Raw genomic sequence first — 21,456 nt, 5'->3', positions numbered from 1 at the left:
TGGAGAGGACATCGTGAGTGACGTGATTTCAACGAAGGACCGCGTACGGATCAAAGAGGTCGAAGTGCTGTCCGACAACTGGTACGTGCTACGCAAAACGACATTCGAGTATCTGCGACGCGACGGCACCTGGCAAAGTCAGTCGCGCGAGACCTACGACCGCGGCAACGGTGCGACGATCCTTCTGTTCAACCGAACGAAGAAAACCGTGATCCTTACGCGGCAATTCCGCTTTCCCGCTTTCGTCAACGAACACGACGGCATGCTGATCGAGACGTGCGCGGGCCTGCTCGATCGCGACGATCCAGTCACGTGTATCCGCAAGGAGACCGAAGAGGAAACCGGTTACCGGGTCGACCACGTGCGGAAGATCTTCGAAGCGTTCATGAGCCCGGGCTCCGTAACCGAACGGCTGTACTTCTTTGTCGGCGAATACTTCGACAAGGATCGCGTCGGCGACGGCGGTGGCCTCGAATCGGATGGCGAGGAAATCGAGGTGCTCGAGCTGCCCCTCGATGAAGCGCTCGCCATGGTTGATTCCGGCGAAATCGCTGACGGCAAGACGATCATGCTGCTTCAATATGCGAAACTGCATGGCCTCGTCGACTGACGCGCCGGTGGACGAGCTGATCGCCGTCAGCTCCATGGAACACGCGGAGCTTGCCGAATTCGTCGACGGCATGTCGGCGCAGCTCGGCGTGACGGTGCGACTCGTGCGCTGGTCGACCGCCGAGCTTGCCGAGCGTCTGCGCTGCGACGACGCGGGTCCGTGGGACATATTGCTGGGTACGGCCGCGACCGCACTGCTCGACCCGGCAATCGTCGCACGGCTCACACCGCTCGACGCGATCGACTTTGCCGGATTGCCGTCTTCAGCTGTCGCGGAAGGGCGCCGCTGGTTCAGCCCGTCTGGCTTCGTGCCCGCGTTCTGCTACGACGCGAAGATACTGTCGGACCACGGGCTCGCCGCCCCGACCTCGTGGAAAGCACTCGCGTCGCCCGTCTGGAGCGGGCGTCTGGCATTGCCGGACCCATCGCGCTCCGGAGCAGGCTATCTTCATCTGAGTGCGCTCGTCGAGCATCGAGGCGAAGCCGCGTGGCAAACGCTCGCCGCGGTCGCCCGGCTTCGGCCGTCGATCAGCGGCTCCTCGACTGCGCCGATCGACGAAGTGCTGTCCGGGCGCGCGTGGATTGCTGCAACCGTGTCGACCGCGGCGACGCGTGCCGCGCAAGCGCATCCGACACTGAGCTGGCTCGTGCCGGACGACGCGCGACGCTACGAATACGAAGTATTCGGGTTGCGGGCCGGCTCTCCGCATTCCGGACTAGCGCAACGAGCGCTTGCGTGGATGCTGTCGCACGATGCAGCGACGATCAGCCGACGCTATGGAAAAGTCGTACTCGGCGAGGCGGCCGGCCCGACGACATCGATGTTGCCGCTGCGCCCGCTGAACGTAATCGACGCTGGTCGCGCGAAGGCCCAGCGCACCGCCCAATGGCACAGCTTGTTTACCAAACATACGAACCGTGACTGAATCCTGCACGAAAGAAGCGTCCACCGCCGGCGGCTCTCCAGTCGAGGACGCCGTCACTCCGCAACGCCCTTGGGCGATCTATCTGATGTTCGGACTGTACGGCGCGCAGCAGGGCATGCTGGGTCCTGCAATGCCGTTCGTACGCACCGAACTCGGCCTTGATCTGCGGGCGACCGGCCTGCATTTCGCCGCATACGCGCTTGGACTCGCGTTGATCGGCTTTCCTTATCGATGGCTTTCCGCGCGTCGGTTGCCCACTGGCATCGGGCAGATCGCGGTCCTGACGGTTGCCGCAGCGAGTAGCGTGCTTGCGCTGTCCCACGCGCTGCCGGTCACACTGCTCGCCGCCGCGATGATGGGCTTGTCGGGCGGTCTCGTGATGGCGACTGGCCAAGCGAAGCTCGGCGCGCGATACCGCGAACGTGCGGCAGCGAAGCTCGTCGAAGCGCACATCGTCGCCGGACTGTGCGTGCTGGGCGGGGCGCTGCTGATCGGCGGCTCGACCTCGATAGGCTTGTCATGGCGGACGGCTCCCGTCGCGGTCGCCATTACCGCCACGCTGCTCGCCGCGATCCCGATTTCGACATATCGGCGCGACGAAACGGCGCTGCATGTCGTCGACGCTCCGCCGGACACACACGGTGCTGGCGAGCGCTTGTCGCGCGTCTTGCAGCTCAGCCTGTGGGCGCTCGTCATTCTCGGCATCTCGGCCGAGTGGGGCGTGGGCTTCTGGGGCGCCGAATATATGAAAGAAACGGTCACAAGGAGCGCGTCGACCGCAGCGACGCTGATGAGCGTCTACTTCGGCGGCACTGTGTGCGGACGTGTGGCAAGCAGTTACCTGCTGCGCACGGTGAGGCCGCTCACGCTGCTCGTCGTGGTGACGCTCGGCGCGATCGCGACATTCGGTGCGCTGCACTTGACGCACGACGTCGTTGTCGCGGCCACGCTTGTCGCGCTGCTCGGCGCATGCCTCGGTAACTTCTTCCCGCTCATTCTCGGCACTGCGATGCGTGCCGCACCCGATACGGGCCCGGCGCTGAGCGCTCAGGCGTCGCAGGCGGTGGGCGTCGCGTTGCTGATCGCACCGTTCCTGCTCGGGATGCTATCCGAAAAAGTCGGAATGCAGTCGGCATTCGCCACGTTGATCGTGTATCCCGTGCTGATGTTGCCGATCATGTTGGGGCTGGGCGGTTTCTCCTTCGCACGCCGGACGATACAACGTTAAGACCTTTTCAAAAGGGAGTTTCCACCAAGTGGCCGCGCTTACTTTGCTGTTTGATCTGGACGGTACGCTCGTCGATACCGACGCACTGCATCTGAATGCGTATAACGCACTGCTTTCGAGATGGAATCGTTCGATCAGTGTCGATTACTACAAAGCGCACATCATGGGCTTTCCCGACAACCTGATCTACGGCGGACTATTTCCGGAAATGGCGGAGGAGAAATATGCCGAATTGGCTGTGGAGAAAGAGCGGTTGTTTCGCGCCCAGTTGACGGCGACGCTGACACCGACGGCTGGAACGGAGGATATCCTCGCTTATGCGGAACGGGTTGGCGCGAGGACTGCGGTTGTGACGAATGCGCCGCGAGAGAACGCGACGATGATGCTGAAAGCTCTGGGTCTCGCAAAGCGATTTGAAACGCTCGTGATTGGAGGCGAACTCGAACACGGCAAGCCTCATCCGATGCCTTATCTGACGGCGCTCGAATTTCTCGGCGCGACGGCGGGGAGCGCCATCGCATTCGAGGACTCGATCTCCGGCGTGCGATCGGCAAGTTCCGCGGGGATTTTTACATTCGGAATGTCGACAGCGCTGGATGAGGCGCGATTACGCGAGGCAGGGGCACAGGAAGTGATCGGTGATTTTCGAGATCGAACGCTATGGAATTTGTTGGAGTCCTATCAGAATAAGTTTTAAAGCTGTCACCAGGACGTGTCAGACCGTTCGTAAAATCGGAACGGTATAAGCGACCATGAGCGTGCGGCGCGCGTCAAGGTAGTTGCCGCCTGATTCATGCAGCCAGCGGCTGTTTGCTGCCGACGTGCGGGGCCAACGGGCCCGTATGCCGCGCAACCACGGACGCTGTCCCGCACGGTCTACCGTTACGAGTCGCGCCGACGTCACGTTATTCAACCTACTTGCATTGAGGCGATTCTCCCGCCGACTCCCAACCCGCCTGACGCGCCCAGAAAAATAAACATTATCAATGCGTTACATCGCATCGCTGCATAGCGAAATGCGTAAGCGCCCGAGCAGCACCGTAGTGCAGGTTGTTGACCGCGGAGATCCGCGAAGCTATCGGATGGGCTCGACGCGAGCAGTAGACGGCAGCGATGGCGCCACGTGCCACGGCAGTAGCTCGTCGATGCGGTTGGCCGGATGGTCGGCGATGCGGTCAAGTACGTAGGCGAGGTACGCCTCGGGATCGAGGCCGTTCAAGCGCGCCGTGCCGATCAGGCTGTACATCGCAGCCGCGCGTTCGCCGCCAGTGTCGGCGCCGGCGAACAAGTAGCTGCGCCTCCCGATCGCGACGCCACGCAGCGCTCGTTCAGCGTAAGCGGCTCGTGGCGGCCGTTGGGCCACGATCCCGGTACAGCTGGGCGATAGCCTCCAAGGATTCTAAGCGGGAAAACCGGAAAATTCCGTTACGACTGCCGTTTGCGCTCGTCAGCCAACCGCGGAGCCTTGTCACACGGGTTTGGGGCTGCACATCAGTGGTGCGCAGATACAATATAGAGAGATAACGAATATTATCGGGCCATGAATAAAAATCATCTAAACTGCCGATCATGAAAACACGTGAGACCTTTCCCGCCGACGGCGAGGCTCTCGACTTCCCGGACGAAGCCGAGCTCGCCGCACTGCGCGGCTGGTACGCGGGTCTGGACGCGCGGGTCGCCGTGACCCGTTATCTCGGCGATTGCTGCGACGCCGGCGAATCGTCGCGCGGCGTGCTCGGCCAGATTCGTCGGCGGCTGGTCGCATACGCACTGGCTCGGCACCGAGCCGACCTGGCGGCCACGTTCGTGGTTCGTCCGACAAAGACATCGGCCGATAGCGTCAGCCGCGCCATCGAGGTACTTCGCAACCTGCCCGTGCCGGCACCGCTGATAACCGACACGGTCGAGCAGTGGCTGCCGCCGCGCATCGTCGAGGCGCTGCACGCGCACGGTGTTCGGAACCTGGCAGATCTGACCGTGCGGATCCCGCGGCGACGCCGCTGGTGGTCGGCGATCGCCGGTCTCGGCGTTACCGGCGCACGCCGCATCGAGGCGTTCTTTGCTGCGCATCCGGCGCTAACCGAACGCGCGCTGGCGCTGATCGTCGCCGCGCCTGTCGGCGACATCGTGCCGTGGGAGCAGTTGCGCGTGCCGCACGAGGTCGACGGTTCGCGCGGCCAGTTTCGCGCACCGCTAAACGCTTGCTTGCTGAATGCATCAAACGACTACGAAGCGATCCGGTCCTGGCTATCGCTGCACGAGTCGGCAGCTACGCAGCGCGCCTATCGGAAGGAGGCTGAGCGACTGATCCTGTGGGCCATCGTTGAGCGCGGCCGCGCACTGTCGTCGCTCACCACCGACGACGCGATCGCGTACCGCGGTTTCCTGCGGCGACCAACGCCACGCGAGCGCTGGGTCGGGCCATCGCGGCCACGGCATAGCATCGAGTGGCGGCCCTTCACCGGCCCGCTGTCCGCCCGCTCCGCGGCGTACACCCTGAACGTCCTGTCGGCGTTGTTTCGCTGGCTGGTCGAACAGCGCTATGTGCTCGCAAATCCGTTCGCTGGCGTCAAGGTGAAGAGCCAAGCGCAGCGTGCTGGATTGGATGTGTCCCGGGGCTTCTCCGAAGGCGAGTGGCTGCTGATCCGCACGCTCGCCGATGGGCTCGAATGGTCGTACGGCTGGAGCCCGGCGGCCGCCCAGCGCCTGCGTTTCCTGCTCGACTTCGGTTACGCGACCGGCCTGCGCGCGAGTGAGCTGGTTAGCGCGACGCTCGGGGACATCCGTCGCGACGAGCATGGCGATCACTGGTTGCACGTGCTCGGCAAGGGTGGCAAGCTCGGAAAGGTAACCCTGCCGGCGCTCGCCCGAACCGCACTGGATCAGTATCTCGTGCAGCGCGGACTGCCGGTCACGCCAACACGCTGGAATCCGGCGACGCCGCTCGTCGGAAGCCTCGAGGAGGACGGCGCGGGCATCGAACCCAGGCGGCTCTGGCGCGTGCTTCGCCGGTTCTTCATGCTGGTGGCCGACGCGATCCAGGACGAACGACCAGCGACCGCTGAGAAGCTGCGCCGCGCAAGCCCGCACTGGATGCGTCACACACACGCGTCGCACGCGCTAGCGCGGGGCGCCGAGTTGATCATGGTGCGCGACAACCTGCGGCATTCATCCATCTCGACGACGTCGACCTATCTGCACAGCGACGAGGTACAGCGGGCACGGCAATTCGATCAGGCGTTCCGGCCACGCTCCGACTAACCGCCATGGCGCAGTCTATATTCCGAATCCATCAGAAAATCTGACTTCTATATGACTCGAAGGCTTATGATAGGAATTCGCGCTTACCTTGTTCGCCCCTCTATTCGAGACGGGTTCGCGGTTTGCCGGAAGGCCGTCCTTCGCTGTTCCGATTCAATCCTTCGGATTTCCCATCAGTTGGTTTTTGGCTTCGGAGCTTAGCGGCATGACGCCTTCGGGCCATCGCTTGGCCTCGCGATTCGCGGCCCTCGTTCGCAGCCGGGAACATCTCGAATCATGCAAGCTTCGATCGCCCCAGGCACGCCGCACTTTGTGCGACATCAGCTTCCTTCCCGCCATCGCGATGAACGCCGACACCTTGCCGTGCATCCCGCGCCCTCGCCGTTCCCGCACGAAGAAAGGGCTTCCCCGAACTTGCGCGCCGCCCGCGCCGCACCGCACAATCGCAGCACCTTCGCCACCAGTTATCGCCATGACTCATGCGTCGCTCGCCACCGGCGTGCTGCTGGCCGCGGGCCTCGGCACGCGTTTCGATCCCGGCGGCGTGCACAGCAAGCTGCTCGCGAAGTTGCCCGACGGCACGCCCGTCGCCGTCGCGGCTGCGCAACGGCTCGCCGCCGTGCTCCCCGACGTGATCGCGGTCGTTCGTCCCGGCGCGGAAAAGCTCGCGCACCTGCTCAACGACGTCGGCGCTCAGGTCGTGTTCGCGCCCGACGCAGAGCGCGGAATGGGCGCGAGCCTCGCGGCCGGCGTGCGCGCAAGCGCCGACAGCTCCGGCTGGATCGTCGCGCTCGCCGACATGCCGTGGATCACGCCGGCAACGATCGAATCGGTCGCGCGCGCGCTCGACGCCGGGCTCGCGTCGACCGTTGCGCCCGTCTATCGCGGGCAGCGCGGCCATCCGGTCGGCTTCGCGAGCCGACATTACGATGCGCTCGCGGCGCTCGACGGCGACACGGGCGCCCGCGCGCTGCTGGCGGCCGCGCCGCCCGCGCTCGTCGACGTCGCCGATCCGGCCGTGCTGCGCGACATCGATACGCGCGCCGACCTGCATACGCCGCCGCCGCGCGACTGACGCCCGCCGCATCGCTCCGGCAAACGCGCGCCCGATTGCCTATAACGGAAGACGAACCCGGCGCGTGCCGCGCCGGTCCTCCGTATTGACCGAGATTCGCCGATTCCCATGACCGACCACACGACGCCGCTGCCGGACCCGCCCGCCGACCCGACCCGCGACCCCGAAGACGACACGCTCTCGCCTTCGTCACCCGGCCACCACCATCACGAAAACCCGCAAAAGCCGGAAGAGCCGCCGAGCAAAGACCCGGTTTGACGCGCCAACGCAGCAGCAAGCCGGCATTCGTTCAGCTTTCGGACAGGCATCCGGGATTCGGCCGCGCCCGATCATGGCGCAGGCCGGGCTCCACGCATGCCGCTTCGCGCCGTTTCTTTGCCCGGAGCGCCATCACCCTCGGCCCGACATCGACGTTCACATCCGAGCGTCGATCCGGCGGCGGCGGACTGCGCGGCCCGCCACTGTCTTCCGGCTCGCATGTTGCAATCATCACACGACCGATCGCGCCGGTCGCCTCGTCCATTCGGCCAGAGCGACCGACGTGCCAATCGGTCAAGCAGCCAAGCAATCATCCGACCAAACACCCGCCCGACTCGAGGTATGACCAAGATAAGCGTAAATTCCTACCATAATACGTCTGGTCATGAAGATCAGACGAATCATTCCGATCCGCCCCTGTAGCGCGAACTTTTCTTGCGCTAATCTGACCGGCCCGCTGCGATCCAGAGGATTCGCATGGCCACCATCGAACGCACCGCATACCCACGCTTGTCCAAGGTTCTTGCCGCCGGGGATCTGGAAGCCTGCTATACGCCACTGCCCGAGGAATTGGAATGGGTGCGCCGCTCAACACGAGGCGAAAGGCCGCGTCTCGGCTTGCTGGTGCTGTTCAAAATCTTCCACCACGTGCGGGTCGCTGCGGGCATCGGCGTCGATGTCCAGTTCGGCTACGACACGCAGTCGTCGCCAACCTCGTTCCGGCACTATGCGGCGATCCGCGACTATCTCGGCGTGACGCCCTACTACGGGAGCGACGCCAACGCGATCGCTACGAGGGCGGCGCACACGGCGGCGCTGGCGATGGACCAGCCTGTCGACATCATCAACGCGACGATCGACGAGTTCATCGCGCAGAACATCGAGCTGCCGGCGTTCTCCACGTTGGACCGGATCGCTGAGCAGATTCACGCGAAGACGCAGACGCGCCTGCTCCGGCGCGTCGCACGGCGGCTCACCGACGGGCGGAAGCGTCGATCTATTGAGAATGACTAAATCCATGACAACCGATTCTCTGCCGACGCGTTATACAGTCATCACGCTGAATGGAGGTTCGGTTGATGGCCAGAATGGACGAAGCCACGCGCAAGCGGGTGCGTGCTGGACGCCTGATGTTGGCGGGCAAAACGCCCGTCGAAGCAGCCAGGGCGGTCGGGGTCGCGCGGCAAACCGCATACACGTGGAAAGCCCGGCTCGACGAAGGCGGCATCGAGGCGCTTCGCGTGATGGCCACGGGGCGGCCGGCGCAATTGGATGCGAGCCGGCTCGAAGGATTGCGCGTAGCGCTGCTGCAGGGCGGCTGCTGAGCGCATTGGGGTTCAGCTCGCAAAAGCCCGAGCGACGACTGATCGTCTTCATTGACGAATCGGGTCTCTCGGAGCGCCCGACGCGGGTGCGTACGTGGGCGCCCAAGGACTGCACGCCGATCATTCAGTATCACTTCAACTGGAAGCACGTTTCGGCCGTCGCCGGCCTCACCCGTACAAACTTCCTGTTTCGCCTGCATGACGGCGCGATCAAAAGCGCGCAGATCGTCGAATTCCTCAAAGCACTGCGCGCGCAACTCCGACGCAAGCTGATGATCGTGTGGGGCGGTGCAGCGCAACTCAAGAGCCGCGTCGTGCGCGAGTACCTCGACAGCACGGATGGCGCCGTACAGATGGCCCTGCTGCCCGGTTACGCGCCCGATCTGAATCCAGTCGAATACCTCTGGGCCTGGCTCAAGCGGCACGCCTTGGCCAACTTCTGTCCAAACAACCTGATCGAACTGAAGTACACCGCTCGATGCAAACTCAAGAGCGGCCAGAAGCGCAAATCGATCATCTCTGCTTGTTGGAAGCAAGCTGAGCTTTGCTGATGTCATGATTTACGTAATTCTCAATAGCGGAGAATCCGCGTGCGTGCGCGGCCGGCGGTGCCGGTGCGCGCGGCGCTCACGCGAGCGCCGCCTCCCCGCCCAGATACGCATCGCGCACGCGCTCGTCGTCGAGCAGCGCCTTCGCGGGCCCTTCGAGCACGACACGCCCGGTCTGCAGCACGTATCCGTAATGCGCGATCTCCAGCGCGAGGCTCGCGTTCTGCTCGACCATGAACACCGTCACGCCCTGCCGGTTGATCGCGTCGATCAGTTCGAGCACCTTGTCGACGTAGAGCGGCGACAGCCCCATCGTCGGCTCGTCCATGCAGATCAGTTTCGGCCGCGCCATCAGCGCGCGCGCCATCGCGAGCATCTGCTGCTCGCCGCCCGACAGCGTGCCCGCGCGCTGCGCGAGCCGCTCGCGCACGCGCGGAAACAGGTCGAGCACGCGTTCGCAGTCGTCGGCCACCGCCGCGCGATCGCCGCGCGTGTACGCGCCCATCAGCAGGTTCTCGCGCACGCTCATGTCGCCGAACAGCCGCCGCGCCTCGGGTACGGCCGCGATCCCGCGCCGCACGCGCTGCGGCGTCGCGAGCGCCGTCACGTCGTCGCCGTCGAAGCGCACGACGCCCCGGCGCGGCCGCATCAGCCCGAGAATCAGCTTCATCGTCGTCGACTTGCCGCTCGCGTTGCCGCCCAGCAGGCTGACGATCTGCCCGCGGCCGACTTCGAAATTCACGTCGAAATGCACCTGCACCGGCCCGTAGAACGTGTCGAGGTGCTCCAGTTTCAGCAAGGCGTCGGTCATGACCGTATCGTGTCCGTCGGAAAGCGCCGTCATGCGGCCGTCTGTGCCGCGTGCCCGGCCGGCGCGCCGCCCGCATGGCGGCGGCCGAGGTACGCCTCGATCACGCGCGGATCGTGCCGCACGTCGCGCGGGGTGCCTTCGGCGATCTTCACGCCGTTGTCGAGCACCATCACGCGGTCGGACACGCGCATCACGAGTTCGAGCTTGTGCTCGATCAGCAGGATCGTCAGGCCGCGCGCCTTCAGCGACCGGATCAGTTGCAGCATCTCGGCGGTCTCGGTTTCGTTCATCCCGGCGGTCGGCTCGTCGAGCAGCAGCAGGCGCGGATGCAGCGCGAGCGCGCGGCCGATCTCCACGCGCCGCCGGTTCGCATACGACAGGCTGTGCGCCGGATGATCGATGCGCGGCGCGAGCCGCTCGCCGAACCCGGCGACGATTGCGCGCGCCTCTTCGCGCAGCGCGGCTTCCTCGCGCCGCACCGACGCCGGCCGCACGAGCGCGCGCCACACTTCCGCCGCCGCGCCCAGCGCGGGCCAGCCCGGCCGCGCGGCGCGCAGCCGCGCATGCGCGCCGATCAGCACGTTGTCGAGCACGCTCAGGTTGCCGAACACGCGGCCATGCTGGAACGTGCGCGCGATGCCGAGCGCCGCGAGCCGCTCGGGCGCGGTGCCCGTGACGTCGCGGCCGTCGAACGTCACGCGGCCCGCATCGGGCCGGTCGGCGCCCGCGATCAAGTTGAACAGCGTGGACTTGCCCGCGCCGTTCGGCCCGATCACGCTCAGCAGTTCGCCGTCGGCGAGCGTCAGGCTCGCGCCGTCGAGCGCGGTCACGCCGTCGAAGCGGCGCGTCAGCCCCTGCACGTCGAGCAGCGGTCGATGGGTCGTCATTGCTTTCCTCCTCACACCGTGCCGAGCAGGCCCTGCGGCCGGAACCGGACGAGCAGCAGCAGCACGAGGCCGTAGATCAGCATCCGGTAGTCGGCCGCCCAGCGGAACAGCTCGGGCAGCCCGATCAGCGCGAGCGCGCCGGCGATGCCGCCGAGCACGTTGCCGAGCCCGCCGAGGATCACCATCGTCAGCGCGAGGATCGACACCTGCGAGTCGAAGGTCTGGTGATTGATGTAGCTGTACAGATGCGCGGCGATGCCGCCGCTCACGCCGGCCGCGACGCCGCCGACCGCGAACGCGATCGCCTTGTAGCGGTTCGGCGCGATGCCATGCGCACGCGCGGCCACGTCATCCTCGCGCACCGCGCGCAGCGTGCGGCCGAGATGCGAGCGCAGCAGCCGCACCTGCACGAGCGCAAACGCGACCAGCACCGCGAACGTGAACCAGTACGCGGCACGCGCGGTCGTCGCCCACGGCAGCGGCGCGATGCCGGCGATGCCGAGCGGCCCGCGCGTGAGGCCGTCCCAGTTGAGGATCACGAGGCTCACCACTTCGCCGATGCCGAGCGTCGCGATCGACACGTAGTGCCCGCGCAGCCGGAACGCCGGATAGACGAGCAGCGTGCCGAGCACGGCCGTGATCGCGCCCGCGCACGGAATCGTCACGGCCGGCGACCAGCCGAGATCCGACGACAGCAGCGCCGACGCATAGGCGCCGATCACGAGCAGCGCCGCGTGGCCGAGCGAAATCTGCCCGACCGTGCCCGCGACGAGCGTGAGGCTCAGGGCGAGCAGCCCGTACAGCCAGGCGTTGGTCAGCGTCTGCAGCACGTACGGCGATGCGCCGAGCCACGGCAGCACGGCCGCGAGCACGACCAGCGCGACGAGCACCGGGCGCGGCACGCGCACGGCCTTCGCGGCCGCGAGGAAGGTGCCCGTCATCGGCTCGGGCGGCAACGCGCGGTTCGCGCTGAACAGCCCGTTCGGCCGCCACACGAGGAACACGATCAGCAGCGCGAACGCGAACAGGTCGCGATAGCTCGTGCCGAACAGCGCAACGCCGTAGCTCTCGACGAGCCCGAGCAGCAGGCTGCCGGCGATCGCGCCCGGTACGTTGCCGAGCCCGCCGATCAGCAGCGCGACCACGCCCTTCAGCGTCGCCTGGAAGCCCATCGCCGGGTCGATGCTGTTGTAGTACATGCCGACCAGCAGCCCGCTCACGCCGCCGAGCGCGCATGCGATCGCGAACACGGTCTGGTTCACGCGATTCACGTCGACGCCCATCTGCAGCGCCGCGTCGCGATCCTGCGCGGTCGCCCGCACGGCCCAGCCGAGCCGCGTGAAGCGCAGGAAGCCGTACAGCAGCGCGGCCGCCGCGATGCCGATGCCCGCGATCAGCAGGTCGAGCGAGCCGAGCGTCGCGCCGGCGATCCGCAGATGCCAGTCCGGCAGCGGCGTCGGCACCGCGCGCGGGTCGGCTCCGAACGCGAGCTGTGCGAGCTGGTCGAGGATGAAGCTGATGCCGATCGTCGCAAGCAGCGGCGCGATCCGCGCGGCGTGGCGCAGCGGCCGCAGCCCGATCCGCTCGATCGCGATGCCGAGCGCGCCGCAGCCGGCCACGACCGCGGCGAGCGCGACCGGCAGCGGCAGCCCGCAGCGCGTCAGGCACAGCCAGCCGATGAACGCGCCGACCATGTAGACCGAGCCGTGCGCGAAGTTGATCAGGTGCGATACGCCGAAGATCAGCGCGAGCCCGACCGCGAGCAGCGCGTAGATGTTGCCGACGATGAGGCCGTTGAGCGTGTAGTCGAGCCAGGAAGCCATCACGATGCGTCCGTCACTTGCATGCGGTTCAGGGTCAGCGCGCGGCGAGCTGCGGTTTCGCGCCGTCCCACAGCGCCCACTGCCCCTGCTTCACGACGAGATACACGGTGCGCGCGCCCGCGACGCGACGCGTCTGGGGATCGAAGCGCACCTTGCCGAAGATCACGCTCGGCACGTCGCTGATTTTCGCGAAACCGTCGTGCGCGGCCTGGCGCGTCGTGCCGTAACGGCGCAGCACTTCGGCCGACAGGATCAGCGCATCGTATGCGCGCGCAACGAACGAATCGGGATCGGCATGGAATTTCGCGCGGTAGCGCTGCACGAACGCCTGCACCTCGGGGCGCGGCTCGGCCGGGAAGAAGTTCGATTCCGTATAGACGCCGTCGACGGCCGCGCCGCCCAGCTCGAGGAATTTCGGCGAATACACGGAGCCGACCGCCGCGATCGGCAGCGTGACGCCCGACGTGCGCGCCTGCCGCACGATCTGCGCGCCGTCCGCGTAGTACGAAATCAGCACGATCGAATCGGGCTTCGATGCGCCGATCCGCACGAGCGTCGGGCGGAAATCCTTCTCCGCCGGCTGATAGCCTTCGGCCGCGACGACCTGCGCGCCGAGCCCGGCCACCGCCTTCGCGAAGATGTCCTTGCTGGTGCGGCCCCAGTCGGTGTTCAGGTACAGCGCCGCGATCCGCTTGAAGCCGAGTTCCTTCACCGCGTAGCGCGCGAGCAGCGGCTGCTCCTCGGCCTGGCTCAGCGCGGTGCTCCACAGATAGTCGCCGCCCTTCGTGAAATCCGGATGCGAGTTCGTGAAGCCGAACTGGATCAGTTGCCCGCGCTGGTAGATCGGCGACGCGGCCATCGACGTCGCGCTCGAGAAATCGCCGAGCTCGATCACGACGCGCGGATCGGCGACGAACTTCTGCGCGATCGCCACCGCCTGACGCGGGTCGCTGCGGCTGTCCTGGAAGTCGACGGCGAGCGGCCGGCCGTGAATGCCGCCGCCGCCGTTGATCTCGTCGAGCGCGAGATCGAAGCCGCGCTTCCACTGCTCGCCGTACTGCGCATCCTGGCCGGTGAGCGGCCCGCTCACGCCGATCACCACCGGCTCGCCCGACACGCCGGCGGCCAGCGCGACGCCCGTCGACAATCCCCATGCGGCGGCAAGTGCCGCCACCGTGCCCAGCACGCGCCGCCATCCGCCGCGTGCGCCGTTCCCCGAAACGTTCATGCATCCCCCAAACGTCAGTCAGTCGAAAAGAGTGAGGGCATGTAACCATCCGGTTCAGGTCGATCCAACGAAGTTTTGCGCATATCGATATTGCGGGCGACGCGCAGCGCGGGCCGCGCACCAGCAGCCGCGTTCGAATCCGGCATCGCGCGAGGCGCGGGCATACATCGCATCGCATTGATTCGATTGCCGTTTCTCGGCCGACGTCGGGCCCGCCGGTTGCGCATGCGCGCACATCCGGCGTTCGCCGCGCCGGCCCGCTTCGCAGTTTTCGCGCTGTCGATAGCAAAAATCATTATATGAATTTCGCATACTCGCACTCCTACAATGCGCAAATTGCATCATCGGAACGCGTCATGGAGCTGCATCAACTCGAAGCCTTTTCCGCGGTCATGTCGGCCGGCAGCGTGACCGGCGCAGCCGCACTGCTCGGCCGCTCGCAGCCGGCCGTCACGCGGCAGATCCAGGAGCTCGAGGCCGATCTCGGCTACGCGCTGTTCGACCGGCACGGCCCGCGCGTCACGCCGACGCGGCGCGCGTTCCTGCTGTACGAGGAAGTCGAGCGCTCGCTGATCGGGCTGCGCGCAATCGAGGCCCGTGCCCGTGCGATCGGCAACGAGACGGCCGAGCCGGTGCGCATCGCGGCCACGCCCGCGCTCGCGGCCACGCTCGTGCCGGCCGCGCTCGCCGCACTGCCCGACGGCGCGCACGCGCCGCACTACCAGTTGCGCAGCGAATCGGCCGAGCACGTCGTGCATGAAGTGCTGGCCGGCACGGCCGACGTCGGCGTCGTCACGCTGCCGATGGCGCACGCGGGGCTCGACGTGCACTGGATCGCGCAGACGCCGTGCGTGGCCGTGCTGCCCGTCGGCGATCCGCTCGCGGCGAAGCCGCGCATCGCGCTGCGCGATCTCGCGCGCCGCCGCATCGTGACGGTCGCGAACCGGCACCGGCTGCGCCAGCGGATCGACGCGGCATTCGCGGCCGCGCGCGTCGACGCGCGCGTGTTCATCGAAACCAATGCGTCGCTGAATGCGGTGATGGCCGCGCGCGCGGGCGTCGGGATCGGCATCGTCGATCCGGCCACGGGCGTCGCGCTGCCGATGGACGGCGTCGTCGCACGCCCGCTCGACGTGGACATTCCGTTCGCGTTCGGCGTCGCGACGCCGGCCGGCAAGGCGCGCACCGCGGCCGTCGATGCGCTGCTCGACGCACTGCATCGCACGACGCGCGCGCTGCTCGACGACGTGATCTTTCACGACGCCGCCGCGCACGATGCGCTGCTGCGCGGCGAGCGGCTGCGCAGCGAGCGCACGCCGCGCACCGCCCGGACGCGCCGCACCCGCCCGGAGGCCGCATGACGACGCCGCTCGACGCACTTGAAGCGCGGCTCGCGCAGGACCTGCGCTGGCTCGACCTGCCTGCCCCGTCGTGGGTGCCGCCGCGCGAGGCCGACGGCACGCGCGTGCTCGACGTCGCGATCGTCGGCGGCGGGATGGCGGGGCTCGCGGCGTCCGCCGAACTGCGCCTGCTCGGCATCGACAACCAGTGCGTGATCGATCGCGCGCCGGCCGGCTACGAAGGCCCGTGGGTCACGTTCGCGCGGATGGAGACGCTGCGTTCGCCGAAGCAGCTCGCGGGCCCCGCGCTCGGCCTGCCCGCGCTGACGTTCCGCGCGTGGTTCGAAGCGCAGTACGGCCGCGACGCGTGGGACGCGCTCTACAAGATTCCGCGCATGCAATGGATGGACTACCTGCGCTGGTACCGGCGCGTGCTCGACCTGCCGGTGCGCAACGACACCACGCTTGCCGCGCTGCGCCCGCGCGACGACGGGCTGCTCGCGCTCGACGTGCGCGGCAGCGGCGAAGCGCGGACGCTCCTCGCGCGGCACGTCGTGCTCGCCACCGGCCGCGACGGGCTCGGCGGCCCGTACGTGCCGCCCGTCGCGCAACGCGCGCCGCGCACGCGCTGGGCGCATTCATCCGAGCCGATCGATTTCGCGGCGCTGGCCGGCAAGCGCGTCGGCGTGGTCGGCGCGGGCGCATCCGCGTTCGACAACGCGGGCGCAGCGCTCGAAGCCGGCGCCGCGCGCGTCGACCTGTTCTTCCGCCGTGCGGACATTCCGCGCATCAACAAGCTGACCGGCATCGGCAGCCCGGGCCTCGTGCACGGCTACGCCGATCTCGACGATGCGACGAAGTGGCGCTTCATGCACTACGCGTTGACGTCGCAGACGCCGCCGCCGCGCGACAGCGTGCTGCGCGTGTCGCGGCACGGCCATGCGCATTTCCACGCCGCAAGCCCGATCGAGACGCTCGCGGAACGCGCGGACGGCCTTGAAGTGACGACGCCGCGCGGGCGCTACGAGATCGACTTTCTGATCTTCGCGACGGGCTTTCATTCGGACTGGACGACGCGTGCGGAATTCGCCGCGTTCGGCGCGCACGTGCGGCGCTGGAAGGATCGCTATCGGCCGGAACCGGGCGCGTGGCTCGACGAGCTGGCCGAGTCGCCCGACCTCGGCCCCGCATTCGCGTTTCAGGAGCGCGAGCCCGGCGCGTGCCCGGCCGTCACGCGGATCCATTGCTTCAATCACGCGGCGAGCCTGAGCCACGGCAAGCTGTCCGGCGACATTCCCGCGATCAGCGCGGGCGCCGAACGGCTCGCGCGCGGCATCGCGAGCCGGCTGTTCGACGCCGATCGCGATCGCCACTACGACGCGCTCGTCGCGTATGCGCACGCGGAGCTGCAAGGCGACGAGTGGCGCGACGCCGATGCGTGAACGCGCGCCCATCGATCAACTGGACGAAGAAGGAAAACCGAAACGATGACTGACTCCATCACGCCGGCCGCCGTGCCGGACACGATCGACGCGGTGGCCGGCCTGCGCGACGGCGATGCGGTCGCGGCGCTGCGGCGCACGCGCGGCAAGGTGCTGTTGCATGCGCAGTTGAGCGAAGCGGCGCTGTTCGATCCTGCGTTGCCCGAGCTTTCCCTGGTCGAGCGGCTGCATGCCGCGCGATATGTCGCGCGGAAGTCGAATGCGCATGTGTTGGCCGAGGTATATCGCGCCCGGCTGATCGACGCAGGCGGCACGCCGGACGACGTCGAACGTGTCGATGCGGAGGCGTTCGACGCGCTGCCTCGACGCCTCGGCGCGATCCTCGTGCATGCGAAGCGCGTGACGCTCTCCCCCGTCTACGCGCGCGCATCCGATCTCGGCGCGCTGAAATCGGCCGGCCTCACGACGCCCGCGATCGTCGCGCTGTCGCAGCTCGTGGCGTTCGTTGCCTATCAGGTGCGCGTCGCGGCGGCCGCGCTGGCATTGCACGCACGCGCGACCGAGGAGGCCGCATGACGACGCCCGCCCACGGCTTCACGTCCGGCACGCTTGGCTGGCGCGCGTGGCTCGACACGGTGCCGCTGGATGCCGCGACACCCGATCAGATCGCGGTGCTCGAAGCAAGCCATCCGCACGCGAAGACGTCCGACTACTACCTGCTGCTCGTCCACCAGCCGGAGATTCTGCGGCAGCGCTCGGGCGTGTTCAACGCGATCATGTACGGCCCCGGCGGCCTGCCGCGCGCGGAGCGCGAACTCGCGAGCACGGCCGTGTCGCGCGTGAACGGCTGCGTGTATTGCGCGTCGGTGCATGCGCAGCGCTTCGCGCAGCTCGCGAAGCGCACCGACGCGATCGAACAGGTGTTCGACGATCCGGCCTCCGCCGGCACGACGCCACGCGAACGCGCAATCGTGCGTTACGCGATCGCGCTGACCGAACGCCCCGATACGGTCGACGCCAACGACATCGCCGCGCTCGAAGCCGAAGGGCTCACGCATGAGGACATTCTCGACCTGTCGCATGCGATCGCGATTTTCGCGTGGGCGAACCGGTTGATGCTGACGCTCGGGGAGCCGGTGTTTCCCGCAGCGGGCGAGCGATCCGCGTGAACGCGCCCGCCTGGGCCGGCCCTCAAGCTGCGCGGCCGCACCGCCCCGGCTCCGCCGGCACCGCGCAGCCGCGCGCCAGCAACGCGAGAAACACCGCCGCCGCCAGCGCGAACGCGACACCCGCGCCCGCATAGAACGCCGGCCAGCCCACCGTCGCGATCAGCTTCGGCATCCCGAGCAGACCGAACGTGCCGACGAGCCGCCCACTGCTGTAGAACAGCGCATAGACGGTCGCCGGCTGGCGGCCGGCCGCCCAGCCGAGAATGGCACCGCCGATGCTGATGAAGGTCCATGCGCTGGCCGCGCCGACCAGCACCGCCGCCGTCGTGGCCAGCGCCGCATCGCCGCGCGCGGCGGCGACCGCCAGCACGGCGACGCTCGCGACGCAGGCCGTGGCACCCGTCGCACAGATCGTCGCCGGCCGCCAGCGGCGCGCGGCCCAGCCGGTCGCCACCGCCGCCGCGAGGTTCGCGGCCGGCACGAGCGTGCCGAGCAGCGCGCCGATCCGCTGCAGCGGCAGGCCGAGATCGACCAGCAGCAGCCGGTTGAAGTTGAACAGCAGCATCAGCATCACGGTCAGCGCGATCGTCGCGAGCAGCCGCGCCCGCGTCGGCGCGTCGCGCAGTGCATCGCGCCACCCCGGCAGCGACCGGTTCGCGATGCGCGGCGCCGCGCGATCGGCCGCGACCAGCAGCGCGACCGGCAACAGCGACACGGCGAGGATCGCAGCCAGCAGCGCGAACGTGAGCCGCCAGCCGGCCGACGGATACGCCCACACGAGCGCGCCGCCGCCCAGCAGCAGGCCGAACGCCATCCCGCCCATCTTCGCGGCCGCGACGAGCGTCCGCCCCGACGGCGGCGTCTGCTCGACCGTCAACGCGTCGAGCGACAGGTCCATCGTCGCGACGGCCGCCGTCGCGACGAGCCCGAGCGCGAACAACCACGCGACGGGCGCACCCGGCAACGCCGCGATGCCGAGCGTTGCGACGACCGCGACGCCCTGCGCCGCGACGATCCAGCCGGTCCGGTGCCCGAGCCGGCGCAGCCGCCGCGCGTCGAGCCACGGGGCCCACAGAAACGCGACGCCGAAAGGCAGATACAGCGCATAGACCCATTGCAGCGACGCCAGCGTCACGCCCTGCGCGCGCAGGATCGGCCCGAGGCCGCCCTGCACGAAGCCGAGCACGCTGCCGATCGCGATGTAGAGGATCGCGACGACCGTGAGCACGCGCGCGATGCCGGGCACCTGCGCAACGGCCGGCGATCGATCGCCGGCGAGACGATGCGGTTCGCTCATGTGATCTCCTGTCAAAGCTGCGTCGTGATGCCGATGCCGACGACGCGCGGCTGGCCGACGCGCACCGATCCGACGCCCGGCGCCCAGCTCTGCCCCGCGACGACGTAGCGGCGGTCGAGCAGGTTCTCCGCGAAGCCGTACAGCGTCCAGTTCCGGTACGTCCAGCCGACCCGCAGGTTGACCACGCTGTACGCGGCGAGATTGAAGCTGTTGCGCACGTCGACCGCGCGCGAGCCGACGAATTGCCACGCCGCGTCCGCGTTGAAGCGTCCCGGCATGCCGACCGCGCCGCCAGGCAGTTCGCCGTGCACGCCGAGGTTGGCCGTCGTGCGCGGTACGTTCGGCAACCGGTTGCCCGACCGCGCGCCCGTCACATCGCCGGCGGGCACCGAGCGCAGTTCGCCCTGCGTATAGCCGAGCCCCGCCGTCAACCGCACGTAGCGCGACACCTTCGCGCCGAGTTCGAGCTCCGCGCCGTAGGTCCGGTAGTCGAGCGACGCAGGCATGAACAACCCGTTCGACGGGAAGAACGCAACGAGGTGGCCGTTCTTCACGTCGTTGTAGAACACCGAACCGTCGACGCTGAGCCGCCGGTCGAGCCACAGCGACTTGAAGCCGAGCTCGTAGGTCCAGCTCGTCGACGCCGGGAACGACGACTCGCGCCTGCCTTGCGGCCCGTTCACGGTCACGGCCGGGAACCCGGCCGACGCCTCGCCGCGCGACACGGTCGCATAGGTCATCAGCGTATCGGTCCAGTCGAACGTCAGGCCCGCGCGGCCTGTGACGAACGTGTCGCTCAGGCTGTCCTCCTCGCGGAACCGGCTCACGACCTTCGGGTTGCCGTTGCCGTCGAACGCATAGCGCGCGTCCTTGCGCTCGCAGGTCGCGCGCACGCCCGTGATCGCCTTCAGGCGCGCCGTGAGCGGCCAGCTCGCCTCGCCGAACAGCGACACGCTGTCGGTATTGATGCGGTTGTGCTGCTGGCCGTTCTGCGTCGTCACGAAATTGAACGCGGCCGGCGACGCAACCGCCGACGTGTCGTTCGTGAAGCGCGAATGGAAATAGTTGAGCCCGGCCGTCCACATCACGGGGCTGTCGTCGCGCGAACTCACCCGTACCTCCTGCTGGAACGTCGTTTCGCCGAAATGCATCTCGGTGTAGTCCGCGCCCGGCACGTCGAACGCGGTCGCCGGCCGCTTCGACAGCGCCGAATAGATGAGCCCGTCGGTCAGGTCGAACTGCTGGACGTTGCGCGAATCCTGGTAGCTCGTCAGCGACGTGAGCCTGACGCGCTCGAACTCGCGGTCGACCCGCACGCTGCCGCCCGCGTCGCGCCAGCGACTGTACGTCGACGGATTCAGCTCGACCTGCGGAAAATCGCGGTTCTGCAGCATCACGAAGCGCGGCGCGGTGGTCTCGGTCCGGTCGACAAAGCCCGACACCGTGACCGACGTACGGTCGTCGGGCACCCACAGCACCGTGCCGCGCGCGGCGCCGATCTTCACGCGCCCGTCGGCGCCGCCCGTCGCGAGGTTCGGCACGTTGCCGTTCAGGTTCGACATCCGTACCGCGACGCGCGCGGCGACATCGTCCGACACCGCCCCGTTGCCGATCACCTCGCCGAGCCAGCGGCCGTGCGTGCCGGTTTCCGCAGTGGCCGAGAATTCGCGCTTGAAGGTCGGCTGCCTCGTGATCACGTTGATCGCGCCACCCTGCGTGTTGCGGCCGAACAGCGTGCCCTGCGGGCCGCGCAGCACCTCGACGCGGTCGACGTCCATGAAGGTCGGCGGCGCGCCCGTGGTCGCGCGCGGCACGTCGTTCACGTACATCACGACCGATTCGTCGTCGGCCGCGAGCGGCATGAAGGAGCCGACGCCGCGAATGCTGAACACGTTCGCATAGGTCGCGCCGATATCGGCGAACGCGAGGTTCGGCACCGAGCGCGCCAGGCCCGCGTTGCCGGCCGACGGCGCCGCATCGACCGCGAGATCCGCACCGCTCACGGCCGTCACGCTGACCGGCACCTTCTGCTGCGATTCGCTGTGACGGCGCGCGGTGATCGTCACCGCTTCGAGCTGCGAGCCGTCGGCCGGATCGGACGAAGCGGCAGTTGACGGCCGGGCCGCGGCCAGCGTCGCCGTTTCAGCCGCGTGCGCGGACGGCGTCGGCGCCAACGCGGCAGCCAGCGCAAGCGACAGCGGCAGCATCGACGGGACCTTGCAGCGCAAC

Annotated in this window: 18 protein-coding genes and 3 pseudogenes; 13 read left to right on the top strand and 8 right to left on the bottom strand. The window is 67.9% G+C overall.

The window, feature by feature from the left end; all coding sequences use genetic code 11:
- Positions 1-13 precede the first annotated feature (13 nt).
- Genes nudK through WT16_RS29095 form a run of 4 tightly spaced genes read left to right on the top strand, consistent with a single transcriptional unit; the run spans position 14 to position 3,460 of the window.
- Complete coding sequence (gene nudK / locus WT16_RS29110; protein ID WP_063534829.1) at positions 14-610, top strand: GDP-mannose pyrophosphatase NudK; 597 nt, start codon at positions 14-16, stop codon at positions 608-610.
- 7 nt (positions 611-617) lie between these two features.
- Complete coding sequence (locus WT16_RS29105) at positions 618-1,535, top strand: extracellular solute-binding protein (RefSeq protein WP_063535004.1); 918 nt, start codon at positions 618-620, stop codon at positions 1,533-1,535.
- Complete coding sequence (locus WT16_RS29100; protein WP_063534828.1) at positions 1,528-2,763, top strand: MFS transporter; 1,236 nt, start codon at positions 1,528-1,530, stop codon at positions 2,761-2,763. The genes WT16_RS29105 and WT16_RS29100 overlap by 8 nt, the downstream gene beginning before the upstream one ends.
- Before the next feature lie 28 nt (positions 2,764-2,791).
- Positions 2,792-3,460, top strand: a complete 669-nt coding sequence (locus WT16_RS29095; protein ID WP_063534827.1) for an HAD-IA family hydrolase — start codon at positions 2,792-2,794, stop codon at positions 3,458-3,460.
- A 378-nt stretch (positions 3,461-3,838) separates the two neighbouring features.
- On the opposite strand, the pseudogene WT16_RS29090 reads toward WT16_RS29095, so the two are convergent.
- Positions 3,839-4,096, bottom strand: a pseudogene (locus WT16_RS29090) (transposase domain-containing protein); the annotation flags it as partial.
- 236 nt (positions 4,097-4,332) lie between these two features.
- Between WT16_RS29090 and WT16_RS29085 the strand changes: the two are divergent.
- The 3 genes from WT16_RS29085 (at position 4,333) to WT16_RS34645 (ending at position 7,357) form a co-directional block, all read left to right on the top strand.
- Entirely contained in the window at positions 4,333-6,024 is a 1,692-nt protein-coding gene (locus tag WT16_RS29085; RefSeq protein WP_063534825.1) for a site-specific integrase, read from the top strand.
- Positions 6,025-6,496: 472 nt separating this feature from the next.
- Positions 6,497-7,099 (top strand): nucleotidyltransferase family protein, encoded by a 603-nt coding sequence (locus WT16_RS29080; RefSeq protein WP_015602737.1) that lies wholly within the window; start codon positions 6,497-6,499, stop codon positions 7,097-7,099.
- Positions 7,100-7,207: 108 nt separating this feature from the next.
- Positions 7,208-7,357 carry a hypothetical protein gene (locus tag WT16_RS34645; RefSeq protein ID WP_015604080.1) on the top strand — a complete coding sequence of 50 codons (150 nt, stop codon included), beginning with the start codon at positions 7,208-7,210 and terminating at the stop codon, positions 7,355-7,357.
- Between the two features lie 31 nt (positions 7,358-7,388).
- Here the strand turns inward: WT16_RS34645 and WT16_RS34220 are convergent, their stop codons facing one another.
- Complete coding sequence (locus WT16_RS34220) at positions 7,389-7,622, bottom strand: hypothetical protein (RefSeq protein WP_156521528.1); 234 nt, start codon at positions 7,620-7,622, stop codon at positions 7,389-7,391.
- A gap of 212 nt (positions 7,623-7,834) precedes the next feature.
- Here WT16_RS34220 and WT16_RS29075 point away from each other — a divergent pair.
- A pseudogene (locus WT16_RS29075) lies at positions 7,835-8,347 on the top strand (DUF4158 domain-containing protein); the annotation flags it as partial.
- An 89-nt stretch (positions 8,348-8,436) separates the two neighbouring features.
- A pseudogene (locus WT16_RS34215) lies at positions 8,437-9,233 on the top strand (transposase).
- 76 nt (positions 9,234-9,309) lie between these two features.
- On the opposite strand, the gene WT16_RS29060 reads toward WT16_RS34215, so the two are convergent.
- The 4 genes from WT16_RS29060 to WT16_RS29045 are packed head-to-tail and all read right to left on the bottom strand — an operon-like array spanning position 9,310 to position 13,979.
- Positions 9,310-10,074, bottom strand: a complete 765-nt coding sequence (locus tag WT16_RS29060; RefSeq protein ID WP_063534823.1) for an ABC transporter ATP-binding protein — start codon at positions 10,072-10,074, stop codon at positions 9,310-9,312.
- Positions 10,071-10,928 (bottom strand): ABC transporter ATP-binding protein, encoded by an 858-nt coding sequence (locus tag WT16_RS29055; protein ID WP_063534822.1) that lies wholly within the window; start codon positions 10,926-10,928, stop codon positions 10,071-10,073. Before WT16_RS29055 ends, WT16_RS29060 begins: the two co-directional genes overlap by 4 nt.
- Before the next feature lie 11 nt (positions 10,929-10,939).
- Positions 10,940-12,751 carry an ABC transporter permease gene (locus WT16_RS29050; protein ID WP_006027143.1) on the bottom strand — a complete coding sequence of 604 codons (1,812 nt, stop codon included), beginning with the start codon at positions 12,749-12,751 and terminating at the stop codon, positions 10,940-10,942.
- A gap of 34 nt (positions 12,752-12,785) precedes the next feature.
- The gene (locus tag WT16_RS29045) at positions 12,786-13,979 is read right to left on the bottom strand and encodes an ABC transporter substrate-binding protein (protein WP_063534821.1); all 1,194 of its coding nucleotides are present in this window, start codon (positions 13,977-13,979) and stop codon (positions 12,786-12,788) included.
- A 356-nt stretch (positions 13,980-14,335) separates the two neighbouring features.
- Here WT16_RS29045 and WT16_RS29040 point away from each other — a divergent pair, with 356 nt between their 5' ends.
- The 4 genes from WT16_RS29040 to WT16_RS29025 are packed head-to-tail and all read left to right on the top strand — an operon-like array spanning position 14,336 to position 17,930.
- Entirely contained in the window at positions 14,336-15,340 is a 1,005-nt protein-coding gene (locus WT16_RS29040; RefSeq protein ID WP_006027141.1) for a LysR family transcriptional regulator, read from the top strand.
- Positions 15,337-16,761 (top strand): NAD(P)/FAD-dependent oxidoreductase, encoded by a 1,425-nt coding sequence (locus WT16_RS29035; protein WP_006027140.1) that lies wholly within the window; start codon positions 15,337-15,339, stop codon positions 16,759-16,761. The genes WT16_RS29040 and WT16_RS29035 overlap by 4 nt, the downstream gene beginning before the upstream one ends.
- Positions 16,762-16,806: 45 nt before the next feature.
- A complete protein-coding gene (locus WT16_RS29030; protein ID WP_063534820.1) occupies positions 16,807-17,337 on the top strand; it encodes a hypothetical protein in 531 nt (176 codons plus the stop codon).
- A complete protein-coding gene (locus WT16_RS29025; protein ID WP_063534819.1) occupies positions 17,334-17,930 on the top strand; it encodes a peroxidase-related enzyme in 597 nt (198 codons plus the stop codon). Before WT16_RS29030 ends, WT16_RS29025 begins: the two co-directional genes overlap by 4 nt.
- 22 nt (positions 17,931-17,952) lie before the next feature.
- Here the strand turns inward: WT16_RS29025 and WT16_RS29020 are convergent, their stop codons facing one another.
- Entirely contained in the window at positions 17,953-19,227 is a 1,275-nt protein-coding gene (locus WT16_RS29020) for an MFS transporter (protein ID WP_063534818.1), read from the bottom strand.
- A gap of 11 nt (positions 19,228-19,238) precedes the next feature.
- Positions 19,239-21,434 (bottom strand): TonB-dependent receptor, encoded by a 2,196-nt coding sequence (locus WT16_RS29015; protein ID WP_063535001.1) that lies wholly within the window; start codon positions 21,432-21,434, stop codon positions 19,239-19,241.
- Positions 21,435-21,456 lie beyond the last annotated feature (22 nt).

It is taken from the genome of Burkholderia sp. MSMB1589WGS (assembly GCF_001636105.1).
Taxonomy (GTDB): domain Bacteria; phylum Pseudomonadota; class Gammaproteobacteria; order Burkholderiales; family Burkholderiaceae; genus Burkholderia; species Burkholderia humptydooensis.
Note: the sequence above shows the minus strand (reverse complement) of the source record. Positions and strands in the feature narration are given on the sequence as shown.